Raw genomic sequence first — 13296 nt, forward strand, 5'->3', positions numbered from 1 at the left:
TCTCTTTCTTTTTTACAAATTCGCAAATTTTCACGATATTTGTATAGTTATGCAAACTTTTTGGCAAGGACTTTTAGTATTCTTACACTATCTTATCAAGAGAAATCCTGAATAGGCAGTCTTTATTGTATCTTTAAATATATCATTTTAAAGTTTAGGATTTTGGGTCTGTAACTTTATCTTTTTTTAATCTTTAATTTTAGAAACAATGCCTTTTTATCATAAATTAGGAAATATTCCACATAAACGACATATACAATTTCGAAAGCCAGATGGCAGTTTGTATTATGAACAGTTATTTGGTACTATTGGGTTTGATGGGATGTCTACCAATAGTTATCATGAACAACGCCCCACACAAGTAAAAGAAATAAAAAAGCAATATAGTGTCGCTCCAAAAATTGCTTTAAAAAATAATATCAAATCATATCGTTTAAAAGGTTTTCAGGTAAAGTCAGAACAAGACTTTTTGGAAAGCAGAAAAACAGTACTTGTGAATAGTGATTGTGCTATTATATTGGCCGCACCAAAACAATCTACAAACGATTATTTTTATAAAAATACAGATGCAGACGAGCTTATTTTCATCCATAAAGGAACAGGTAAGTTAAGAACCATGTTAGGTAATCTCGATTTTAAGTACGGAGATTATCTATTAGTCCCGAGAGGGATTATTTATAAAATAGACTTCGATACCGAAGATAATAGATTGTTTATAGTAGAATCTCACAGACCAATATATACACCAAAGCGTTATAGGAATTGGTTTGGACAATTATTAGAACATTCACCGTTTTGTGAGCGGGATATTCGCAGACCAGAAGAATTGGAAACCTATAATGAATCTGGAGATTTTTTAATAAAAGTAAAAAAACAAGGAGACATTATAGAAATGGTTTACGCATCACATCCTTTTGATGTGGTTGGTTACGATGGATATAATTATCCGTATGCCTTTTCAATTCATGATTTCGAACCTATTACGGGGCGTATTCACCAGCCACCACCGGTGCATCAAACTTTCGAAACCGATGCTTTTGTAGTGTGCAGTTTTGTACCACGTTTATACGATTATCATCCACAGGCTATACCAGCACCATATAATCATAGTAATATAGATAGCGATGAGGTACTGTATTATGTAGATGGTGATTTTATGAGTAGAAATGATATTGATGCAGGTCATATATCGTTACATCCAGCGGGAATCCCACATGGGCCACATCCAGGAGCAGCAGAGAGAAGTATCGGAGAAGAAAAAACCGATGAACTTGCTGTTATGGTAGATACATTTAAACCACTTATGGTTACCGAAGAAGCTATGAAAATAGCCGATGAAGATTACCATAAATCATGGTTATAGCCCCTAAATCCCAAAAGGGGCTTTTGAGGCGTTTAAAAAATTTTATTCATAAAAGCACTCAAAATCCGTCCAGTTTTGAGTCCCTTCCCTTTGGGAAGGTTAGGATGGGCTTTATTATGAAAGACATAAAATCAGTAAACTACGGTTTAGAAAAAATATTTGAAGGAGCGCAAGATTTTTTACCACTTTTAGGAACAGATTATGTAGAATTCTACGTAGGTAATGCAAAGCAATCAGCACATTTTTATAAAACAGCATTTGGATTTCAATCTTATGCCTATAAAGGATTAGAAACGGGGTCTAAAGATTCTGTAAGTTATGTGCTTAAGCAAGACAAAATACGTTTGGTGTTAACCACACCATTAAATAGTACATCGCCAATAAACGAACATATTGTAAAACATGGTGATGGTGTAAAAGTTATAGCACTCTGGGTAGAGGATGCCAGAAAAGCGTATCAAGAAACTACTAGTCGGGGTGCAAAATCATATATGGAACCTACAGTAGAGAAGGATGAACACGGCGAGGTTGTTAGAGCTGGGATATATACATATGGTGAGACCGTACACATATTTGTAGAGCGTAAAAACTATAACGGCACATTTTTACCAGGTTTCAGTAAATGGAAATCAGATTATAACCCAGAACCACTAGGTCTTAAGTATATAGACCATATGGTAGGTAATGTTGGTTGGGGAGAAATGAATACGTGGGTAAAATGGTATGAAGATGTTATGGGTTTTGAAAACTTTTTATCCTTTGATGATAAACAAATCCATACTGAATATTCAGCGTTAATGAGTAAAGTAATGAGTAATGGTAACGGGCGCATAAAATTCCCAATAAACGAGCCTGCAGAAGGAAAGAAAAAATCTCAGATAGAAGAATATTTAGATTTTTATGAAGGGCCAGGAGTTCAGCATATAGCAGTTGCTACCGATGATATTATTACAACAGTTTCTAGTTTAAGAGCTAGAGGTATTGAATTTTTATCCACCCCACCAGAAGAATATTATAAAGCAGTTCCAGGAAGATTAGAAGAACATAGTCATGAATTAAGAGAAGATATCGAGACATTAAAAGGATTAGGAATAATGATTGATGCCGATGAGGAAGGCTATTTACTGCAAATTTTCACAAAACCAGTTGAAGATAGACCAACGTTATTTTTTGAAATTATTCAGCGAATGGGAGCTCGTGGTTTTGGAGCAGGAAATTTTAAAGCGCTTTTTGAATCGATAGAAAGAGAACAAGCTAACAGAGGTACGCTATAAAATATCCGTATGTGAAGTTTAAACAAAAACTCCACCATTAATTTGGTGGAGTTTTTTGTTTTTTGAACATATCGTAACAAATTAATGTTAAGCTCTTCTAATTAATAACAAGGAGTCTAAAGAAATTTTTTATTTTTGGAACAGTAATTGTAATTTCTAAACATATAGCAATAAAATGTACATTAAGAAGTTACATTATCAAGACCCATACAAATGAAAAAAATACTACTTATATTAACAGTAATATTAACCATGCAAATGTCTTTTTCTCAGCAAGAGTCGGCATTTGGAAATGGTGAATGGTTTAAATTTAGAATGAGTTATAGCGGCTTTTTAAAAGCAGGGAATGCCACACTTGCAGTAAAAGATTCTAAATTAAATAACAAAGATGTTTATCATGTAGTCGGAAATGGTTGGACTACTGGTATGATAAAATGGTTTTTCAAAGTAACAGACAGATACGAAAGTTACTTTGATAAAAAAACCATTATGCCTTATAAATTTATTAGAAAGATAGATGAAGGCGGGCATACTAAAGATCTTGAAATAGATTTTGATCAGGTAAACCACAAGGCATATGTAAACAATAAAAAGTACAATAAAAAGACAGTTATTGATACTAGGCCTAATATCCAAGACATGGTGTCTACTTTTTATTATTTACGTAATAATTTAGATACCAATGGTTTAAAACCAGGGGGTGAAGTCAGAGTAGATATGTTTTTTGATGAAGAAAACTATGGATTCAAACTACAATATCTTGGAGAGGAAACCATTGACACAGATTTTGGAGAAATTGAATCTTTAAAATTCAGACCATACGTTATGGCAGGACGTGTTTTTAAAGAGGAAGAAAGTTTAACACTATGGGTGTCAAAAGACAAAAATAAAGTACCTTTACGCATCAAAGCAGATTTAGCAGTTGGCTCTCTTAGAGCAGACCTTGAAGCTTTTAAAGGATTAAAGCATCCTTTTAAAATAGTTGTTAGATAATTAATAGATTTTGAATTCAAAAATAACCAACCAACTAAAAGAGAAATACGAGGCAATAGACCAGGATTATGAGACTTATTTAGAAGGGTTGCTTCATAGTAAACCCATTAATTATTGGGATTATATTCAAACAGATGCTTTACTAAATCTTCAAATACAACGTACTGTTTTTCCAGATGAGATGGTGTTTATAATGTACCATCAAATTAATGAGCTTCTATTTAAAATGATACTTGGTGAGATAGATCAGGTAGCAAACAGCAGTGAGGTAGATACCACTATGTTTACTTCAAAATTAATGCGTATCAGTCGTTATTTTGATATGCTTACCTCCTCTTTTAGTATTATGAAGGATGGTATGGATGTCGATCAATATAATAAATTCAGAACAACTTTAACACCTGCCAGCGGTTTTCAAAGTGCGCAATACAGGAAAATTGAATTTGCGTCTACTGAACTTATAAATCTTATAGATAAAAGATTCAGGGATACTATAGATAGAAATTCGTCTTATGAAAATGCTTTCGAACACTTGTATTGGCAAGCAGCAGGGAAAGATTATAAAACAGGTGAAAAAAGCTATCTATTAACAGTATTTGAAGAAAAATATAAAGAGGAGTTTATTAGGTTTACTAAGTTTTATTATGGTAATAATTTGTGGTCAAAGTTTAAGGGACTACCAAAAAAAGCTAGAAAAGATAAAAAATTAATAAAAGCGATGCGTCATTATGATTATACAGTAAACATAAAATGGGTCATAGCACATTATAATACAGCAAATCATTATTTAAATATAGGTGGCGAAACAGCAGAAGCTACAGGAGGAAGCGAATGGGTAAAGTATATGCATCCAAAATATCAAAAAAGAATATTTTTTCCAGAATTATGGTCAGAAAAAGAAATACAAGAGTGGGGAACAGATATTTAATACTATTAATATTAACAATATCTTTTATTGCATGCAAAGAGGATCCTAAACCTGTTTTTTTAGAAGAAGAATTAGCAATAGTAGAAGAAGTTCCTGAAGATATTTATGAATTTGGTTTTAACCTAAACGACTATGTTGTTAAGCGAGACACCATTAAAAGAGGAGATACTTTTGGAGTCATTTTAGAACGTAATAAATTAGGTTATCCCAAAATATTTCACATAGCAGAAAAAGCCAAAGATTCCTTCGATATAAGACGCCTTCAAGTTGGAAAACCGTATACATTATTATGTTCTAAAGATACATTAGAAATACCAAAATGTTTTATTTACCAGCCAAACCCAGAAGAATACGTGGTTATTAATTTTCAGGATTCAATTTATGCTTATAACAGTAGAAAACCGATTAAGTATGTTGAAAAAACTGCTACGGGGGTCATTACAAACAATATTTCAGAAACATTAGAAGAGCAAGGGCTAAGCCCAAGGTTAGCATATAAAATGGCTGATGAAATTTATGCATGGACCATAGATTTTAGACGCCTTCAAAAAGGAGATAGATTTAAAGTGATTTATACGGATAAATATATTGACGATACTATTTATACAGGAGTTCATAATATAAAAGCAGCCTTTTTTGAACATAACAAAGAACCCTTTTATGCTTTTGAGTTTGAAACAGATTCAGTAAAAGGTATTATTGATTATTTTAATGAAGAAGCAAAAAATTTACGACGCGCCTTTTTAAAAGCCCCCGTAAAATTTAAGCGTATTTCTTCCAGATATAATTTAAAAAGAAGAATAGCGGTTTATGGGTACAGAGTACGTCCACATAAAGGTACTGATTTTGCCGCTGCTATAGGTACCCCAATTATGGCTACTGCCAATGGAACAGTTACTGAATCTAGAAGACGTGGTGGTAATGGGAATTATGTAAAAATAAGACATAATGCCACTTACGAAACCCAATACCTTCACATGAGCAGGCGAAATGCAAAAGTTGGACAGTTTGTTAAACAAGGTGATGTTATTGGTTGGGTTGGTATGACAGGAAATACAGGAGGCCCTCATGTTTGCTATCGTTTTTGGAAAAACGGAAGGCAAGTAGACCCATTTAAACAAAAATTACCAGAAGCAAAACCAATATCAGATTCCTTAAAAGTTAAATATTTAGACTTTATAGCTCCTATAAAAGTACAGTTAGATACAATTCCTTTTAGAGATGAAGTTTTAGAGAAAACGTTAGAAAATAAAAATAATCTAATTTCATTTAAAGATTAATGGCATTACCAAATATAAACCCTACGACAACAGAATCGTGGAAACGATTACAAGAGCATTATAAAACCGTAAAAGATGTTCATATGAAAGATTTATTTGCTCAAGACAACGAGCGAGCAAATAAGTTAACCATTAAATGGGACGACTTTTACGTAGATTTTTCAAAGAATAGAATAACAGAAGAGACTTTTAATTATTTGTTAGAATTAGCCGATGAGGTTAAATTAAAAGACGCTATTAAAAGTCAATTTTCTGGAGAAATAATAAATCAAACAGAAGGAAGAGCTGTTTTACATACGGCATTACGCGCTCCAAAAACTTCAGAGTGTCGTGTAGATGGTGTTAATGTGATACCAGAAGTATCGCAGGTAAAACAAAAAATAGAACAGTTTACTAATGAAGTTGTAAATGGTGACAGAAAAGGTTTTACAGGAAAGGTATTTACAGATATTGTAAATATTGGTATTGGAGGATCAGATTTAGGACCAGCTATGGTAGTGGATTCTTTACAATATTACAAAAATCACTTAACGACTCATTTTGTAAGCAACGTAGATGGCGATCATGTAAATGAAGTTATTAAAAAACTAAATCCAGAAACGACACTCTTTGTAGTTGTTTCAAAAACATTTACCACACAAGAAACACTATCTAATGCAAATACCATTAAGGAATGGTTTTTAAAATCGGCTAGTGAAGATGCTATTGCAGAACATTTTGTGGCAGTATCTACTAATATTCAAAGTGTAAAGTCCTTTGGGATAAACGAAAATAATGTTTTCCCAATGTGGGATTGGGTTGGTGGTCGTTTTTCATTATGGAGTGCTGTTGGTTTAACCATAAGTTTAGCTGTTGGGTATAACAACTTTGAAAGCTTACTTAATGGTGCTAACAAAATGGATGAGCACTTTAAAACCGAAGATTTTAAAACTAATATACCAGTTGTATTAGCTTTAATAAGTGTCTGGTATAATAATTTTTTCAAGGCAGAAAGCGAAGCGGTTATACCTTATTCTCAATACTTAAACCAATTTGCTACATATTTGCAGCAAGGCATTATGGAGAGTAATGGTAAAAGTGTAGATAGAAATGGAAATCCTATAGATTATGAAACAGGTACTTTAATTTGGGGAGAACCAGGAACGAATTCGCAACATGCATTTTTTCAATTAATACATCAGGGAACTAAATTAATTCCGGCAGATTTTATTGGTTTTACAAAATCTTTACACGGTAATCAAGATCATCAAGATAAGCTTATCTCTAACTTTTTAGCACAAACGGAAGCGTTGTTAAATGGTAAAACAGAGCAAGAGGTCATTGCAGAAGGGACTAAATCTGATATTATTCCTTTTAAAGTTTTTAAAGGAAATAAACCAACCAATACTATTTTTATAAATAAATTGACGCCCGAAAGTTTAGGGAAACTTATAGCTATGTACGAGCATAAAATATTTGTACAAGGCATCGTTTGGAATATTTTTAGTTATGACCAATTTGGAGTAGAATTAGGGAAGCAATTAGCTAGCAAAATTTTGCAGGAATTTAGTAATAGTGGTAATAGCGAACATGATTCTTCTACTAGTAACTTATTGATTTATTATAAGAGTTTGGCATAAAAGAGTACAAAATTCTTAATGTAATTAAGGAAAAGGCATTGATATTTTAATATCAGTGCCTTTTCTTTTGCTATAAATGTTAAGAAAATTAATACATGCGCCATAGATGTGTTTTAATTATCCGTATTTTTGCACTGACTAATTTTCAAATAATTAATTCTTTTTAAATCATGAAAAAAACTATTCATTTTTTCTTGACGACTGTAGCGTTCTTATTTTCTACGGTTATCATAGCTCAAAACACTGTTACAGGGACTGTAATAGATGCCGAACTCAATTCCCCGCTTCCTGGTGCGAATATTGTTGAAAAAGGAACTTCTAACGGTATTTCCTCAGATTTTGATGGTAATTTTACTTTAACTACACAAGCATCTTCTGGAGACATTGTGATCTCTTATGTAGGATATGGACCGGTAACTATATCATTTAATGGTGATACAAACTTAGGGAACATTGAATTAACTCCAGATAATTCTTTAAGTGAGATTTTGATTATTGGATCTGGTGTAATCGATTTAGCTGAAGGTAGAAAAACACCTATAGCGGTTTCTACCCTTAAAGCTAATAAAATTAGAGAAAAAACAGGAAATTCAGACTTACCTGAAGTATTAAAATCTACGCCTTCTGTACAATCTGTACAAGGTGGTGGTTTTGGTGAGGGGCAATTATTTTTAAGAGGATTTGACCAAACTAATACGGCATTCATGCTTAATGGACAGCCTATTAATAGCCCAGAAGATGGAAGAATGTTTTGGTCCAACTGGTCAGGTGTATTAGATGTTGCTCAGGCAGTTCAAGTGCAAAGAGGATTAGGGTCTTCAAAGCTAGCCATTTCGTCCGTAGGTGGAACTGTTAATATTGTAACTAAAACTATTGACAAAAGAGAAGGTGGTTTTCTACAGCAGATGATTGCTAATGATAACTATACTAAAACAACAGTGTCTTATTCAACTGGTTTAATGGAAAACGGTTGGGCATTTTCTACATTATTAGGTCACTGGCAAGGAGATGGGTATGTCGATGATACAGATGGACAAGGGCAAACCTATTTTATTTCTTTGGGCTATAAACCAAATGAAAATAATATTTTTAATTTCATGATAACTGGTGCGCCTCAATGGCATGCAACATCGGGTTTTTTTGATTTAGATGAGATATTAGCTAATGGTAGAAGATATAATAATGCATATTCTAATGTAGACAGTCCAAACTTATTACAAAGCGGAAAATATCCAAGAGGTAGAAATATTTACCATAAACCTGTGGCTAATTTGAGCTGGGATTTAACTATTAGTGAAAACTCTTCATTATCCTCAGTATTATATGCTTCGGCAGGAAGAGGAGCCTTTGCATCAACAAGAACCAGCGGTACCCCTAGAGTTCCAACTTATGCAAGAGGTTCTAACAATAATCATAATTGGTACGGGTTAGTATCAAATTTCAACACACAATTAAGTGAAAAATTAAGCCTTAATGTTGGTGCTGATGTACGTTTATATAACGGGATTCATTTTAGAAGTGTGAACGAGTTTTTGTCTGTAAGTTCAGTAGAAGGATTTAATAATAGTAATAGTAATGTAAATGTATTGACAGATACTTTTGGAGGTATAAACCCATGGAATATTACGTTTAACCCTAATGATGATCATTCACAACGTTTTGGTTATGATTATGAAGAAAACATTAATTATTTGGGGGTATTTGGTCAATTAGAATATTCTAATGACCAGTTTTCTGCATTTTTCCAGGGATCAGCTTCAACTCAATCTCATTTAAGAACAGAGTTTAAAGAAGTTCAGGTAGCTGGACAGTCTGAAGAATCTGGTAAAGTAAATAATACTGGTTTCAATGTAAAAGCAGGTGCTGCTTATAACCTTAATGAAAGCAATGTTGTTTTTGCTAATGTTGGTTTTTATTCACGTCAGCCATTTCACAGTGATTTATTTGTTGATGATAGAAATTCAAATCAGTTGAATCCTTTAGTTAAAGGAAATCAGAAGATTACAGGTCTTGAAGCTGGATATAAGTTTCTTAGCGATATTATATCCGCTAATTTTAATGTGTATCATACAACTTGGGATGATAGGATTGATTATAGTTCTGATGATACAGATAACGATGGTCTTGATGATGAATTTACGCAAACAAGTCCTTTAAAACAGGTGCATATGGGAGTGGAATTAGAATTATTTACACAACCTACAAATGGCTTAAATATAAATGGGTTTGTATCTGTTGGTAACTGGGAATATGTTGGAGATATTACCACTAGAACAACTGATGATACAGGAGCTTTAGTGTCAAATGGAGATACTAGTTATATTGACGGAGCAAAGATAGGGCAAGCCGCCCAGTTTACTGCAGGGATTAGTGCTGATTATGAAATTTGTCCACATTTAAAAATAGGAGCTAACTGGAATCAATATGATAATTTATATGGTGATGCTGATTTTGGAGGCGATGAATTTTCGACAGTTAATAACAGAGGGACTATTAAATTACCATCATATGATACGGTAGATACTGGTGTTTCATATAAATGGTTGGTAGGAAAAAATGATCAAAACTCACTACAATTTCGTGTTAATGTAAATAATATTTTTGATGAGGTATACATTGAAAATGCCAGAGATAATGAACATGTAGATGTAGGAGATATAGCATGGAAAGGGGTTAATATTGAAAATGGAGTCAGATTTGGTTATGGAAGAACGTGGAATTTTAGCATGCGTTACAATTTCTAATTCAATAAAAAATTAAAACTATTAAAAAAGCCGTTTCTCATAAGAAATGGTTTTTTTGTGTTATTTAGCCTACTTAACGAATTGACAACTGTAATTTTATAACGAATTAACATTTGCTTTTTTGATGATCTTGATTAGTTTGTTGAGATTATTATTAATTATTTCCTATATTTTTTATAAAAAGCTATTAAATGTTGTTTTTTTATATTGATAGAATCCGATATTCATAATCATGAAAACTATTTTTTAGGATTATAAATGTTAAAATACTTAACATTTACATAAGCCATAAGACTTACTTCAGGCATAATTTTACAAGACTAATTCAATTAATTAATCTTTAAAATTATGAAGAAAATGACTCGTTTTTTATTATTAACTGTAGCATTCTTTTTTACTACAGTTACAATGGCGCAAAGTACTATTAAAGGTGTAGTAATAGATGCCGAATTTAATTCACCTTTACCTGGTACTAATGTTGTTGAAAAAGGAACGACTAATGGTGTTTCAACAGATTATAACGGTAATTTTACATTAACTACAAAGGCAAGCTCTGGAGAAATTGCTATTTCTTATGTGGGATATAGTACCATAATATTATCATTTAACGGAGATACAGATTTAGGGAACATAGTAATAACTCCCGATAACTCTCTTGACGAAATAGTAATAGTAGGTACAGGTGTTATTGATTTGGCAGAGGGTAGAAATACACCAGTTGCAGTTTCAACAATTAAAGCCAGAGAAATTCAAAATAAAATCGGAACTCAAGATGTTACTATGACACTTGTAAACACCCCTTCTGTCTATGTAGCTGGACAATCTGGAGGTTTTGGCGATTCCAGAATTAATATTCGTGGGTTTGATCAAACAAACGTTGGATACCTATTAAATGGACAACCAATTAATGGTATGGAAGATGGTAAAATGTATTGGTCTAACTGGTCTGGTATTAATGATATTGCCAGTGCCATTCAAATACAAAGAGGTCTAGGAGCTTCAAAATTAGCAATTTCATCGGTTGGAGGTACAACTAACTTTGTTACAAAAACGACAGACAAAAAAGAAGGCGGATATGTTTATGCAGGAATAGCGAATGATAATTATATAAAAAATACAGCACAATATAGTACTGGAAAGAATGAAAAAGGATGGGGAGCGAGCTTTATGCTATCGCATTGGCAAGGTGATGGCTATAATGAAGGTAACTTTGCGGCAGGAGAAACTTATTTTCTATCTGTTGGGTATACTCCAAACAAAACACATAATTTCAACTTTTTATTAACGGGAGCACCTCAATATCATGATCAAAACTTCACTAAAAGTATTTCAGATTATTTAGAACATGGTAGAAAGTATAATAATAACTGGGGGACTTACAGAGGGCAATACCAAACCGAAAGAAGGAACTTTTATCATAAACCGGTTGCTAACTTAAACTGGGATTTCAATATTAATGATAATACTAATTTATCTACAGTATTGTATGCATCTTGGGGGCGTGGAGGAGCAACTGGAGACCGAGGAAACAGAATCAGAACAGCAGAAGGAAAAAGAATTGATTATGATGCTATTCATGCATTTAATAATAGTGTTGCAGATGGCGCTGGGGGCTATTTTGCTGCCGGAGGGGGTTATATAACAAGATCTTCTATGAATTTGCATAGCTGGTATGGTATGGTTTCTAATTTAGAAACGAAATTGGGAGAACGTGTTACATTAAATGTTGGAGTTGATTTAAGAACGTATTATGGTGAGCATTTTAGAATTGTAGAAAATTTTCACGGATTAACGTCATGGCAAGAAAACATCCGTTTAAGAGACCAGAATGATAGTCATCAACCTTACGGGACTTTTGGAACGTATAAAAATGTTATTACTACCGAAGATTTATCTGCAAATCCATGGGCTGTATTATTTCATGATTTTAAAGAAGAAGATAAAATTGCATATAGTAATGATGAAAGAATTTCATATGGTGGTGTCTTTGGTCAAATTGAATATACAGGAGATAAGTTTTCTACCTTTTTTCAAGGGGCAGCTTCAAACCAATGGCATCAAAGGTTTGATCACTACCAATATGCAGATGAAACATTATTAAATGGTACCTCTCCACAATGGACGGGAACTTCTTTACCATCTGCGATTACTGACGGTGTAGATTCTGAAAAAGTGGATAATTTTGGATTTAATGTAAAAGCCGGTGTAAACTATGTTATTAATGATCAGCATAATGTGTTTTTTAATACAGGGTATTATTCACGTCAGCCATTCCATGATACTATATACTTAAACTTTACAAATCAATTAAACCCACTAACTCAAAATGAAACTATTTTTGGTTTGGAAGCAGGTTATAGTTTTAAAAGTCAATATTTCTTAACTAACGTAAACTTGTACAGAACGGCTTGGACAGATAGAGTTGGAACCACATCAGATTTCGAGAATAATATTGTTACCTATACACAACAAGAAGGTTTAGATCAAATACATACAGGTGTTGAGGTTGATTTTGCTGCTTACTTAACCCCTCAATTAAAAGTTAAAGGATTTACTTCTATAGGAGATTGGGTTTATGATGGTGAAACATTTACAACAGTATCAGATGAAGATCAAAATATACTAAGTACAGAAACAGAAGACATAGATGGTGGTAAAGTAGGAGATGCAGCTCAATTTACTGCTGGATTAGGTTTTGATTATAAGGTTTGTAAATCGTTTTCAATAGATGCAGATTGGAGGACGTATGATAATTTATATGCTAATGTTGGAGGGATAAAGGAAAATTTAAAATTACCTTCTTATGATTTAGTTGATGCAGGAGTCTCATACAAAATGTTACTAGGGAAAGAAAAAGACAAATCTTTAAATATTAGATTTAATATGAACAATGTATTTGATGAAGTTTATTTGTCGGATCTTTCAACTGCCAATGTAGTTGAACCTGGAGATGAAACATATAAGGGAATAAATATTTCAAACCGAGGATATTTTGGACTCGGAAGAACCTGGAATATGAGCCTACGCTACAACTTCTAAGCCGAACAAAATAATATAATTTTAAACCGCTTCAATTTGAAGCGGTTTTTTTATGC

8 protein-coding genes are annotated in these 13296 nt (G+C 32.9%); all 8 read left to right on the forward strand.

The genetic code is table 11. The features are described 5' to 3' along the window. Positions 1–208: 208 nt before the first annotated feature. The 8 genes from EM932_RS11295 (at position 209) to EM932_RS11330 (ending at position 13240) form a co-directional block, all read left to right on the forward strand. Complete coding sequence (locus EM932_RS11295; protein WP_135877300.1) at positions 209–1363, forward strand: homogentisate 1,2-dioxygenase; 1155 nt, start codon at positions 209–211, stop codon at positions 1361–1363. Positions 1364–1476: 113 nt separating this feature from the next. Next, a complete protein-coding gene (gene hppD / locus EM932_RS11300) occupies positions 1477–2637 on the forward strand; it encodes a 4-hydroxyphenylpyruvate dioxygenase (RefSeq protein WP_135877365.1) in 1161 nt (386 codons plus the stop codon). 213 nt (positions 2638–2850) lie between these two features. Beyond that, a complete protein-coding gene (locus EM932_RS11305; protein ID WP_135877301.1) occupies positions 2851–3630 on the forward strand; it encodes a DUF3108 domain-containing protein in 780 nt (259 codons plus the stop codon). Between the two features lie 10 nt (positions 3631–3640). Further along, positions 3641–4558 carry a tryptophan 2,3-dioxygenase family protein gene (locus tag EM932_RS11310; protein WP_135877302.1) on the forward strand — a complete coding sequence of 306 codons (918 nt, stop codon included), beginning with the start codon at positions 3641–3643 and terminating at the stop codon, positions 4556–4558. Continuing rightward, the gene (locus EM932_RS11315; RefSeq protein ID WP_135877303.1) at positions 4516–5838 is read left to right on the forward strand and encodes a peptidoglycan DD-metalloendopeptidase family protein; all 1323 of its coding nucleotides are present in this window, start codon (positions 4516–4518) and stop codon (positions 5836–5838) included. The genes EM932_RS11310 and EM932_RS11315 overlap by 43 nt, the downstream gene beginning before the upstream one ends. After that, positions 5838–7457 carry a glucose-6-phosphate isomerase gene (gene pgi, locus EM932_RS11320; protein ID WP_135877304.1) on the forward strand — a complete coding sequence of 540 codons (1620 nt, stop codon included), beginning with the start codon at positions 5838–5840 and terminating at the stop codon, positions 7455–7457. The genes EM932_RS11315 and pgi overlap by 1 nt, the downstream gene beginning before the upstream one ends. A 170-nt stretch (positions 7458–7627) precedes the next feature. Then, positions 7628–10201 (forward strand): TonB-dependent receptor, encoded by a 2574-nt coding sequence (locus EM932_RS11325; RefSeq protein ID WP_135877305.1) that lies wholly within the window; start codon positions 7628–7630, stop codon positions 10199–10201. Positions 10202–10549: 348 nt separating this feature from the next. Further along, positions 10550–13240: a TonB-dependent receptor gene (locus EM932_RS11330; protein WP_246041030.1), complete on the forward strand. Its 2691-nt coding sequence runs from the start codon at positions 10550–10552 to the stop codon at positions 13238–13240. Positions 13241–13296 lie beyond the last annotated feature (56 nt).

Source organism: Flavivirga rizhaonensis, assembly GCF_004791695.1.
GTDB lineage: Bacteria > Bacteroidota > Bacteroidia > Flavobacteriales > Flavobacteriaceae > Flavivirga > Flavivirga rizhaonensis.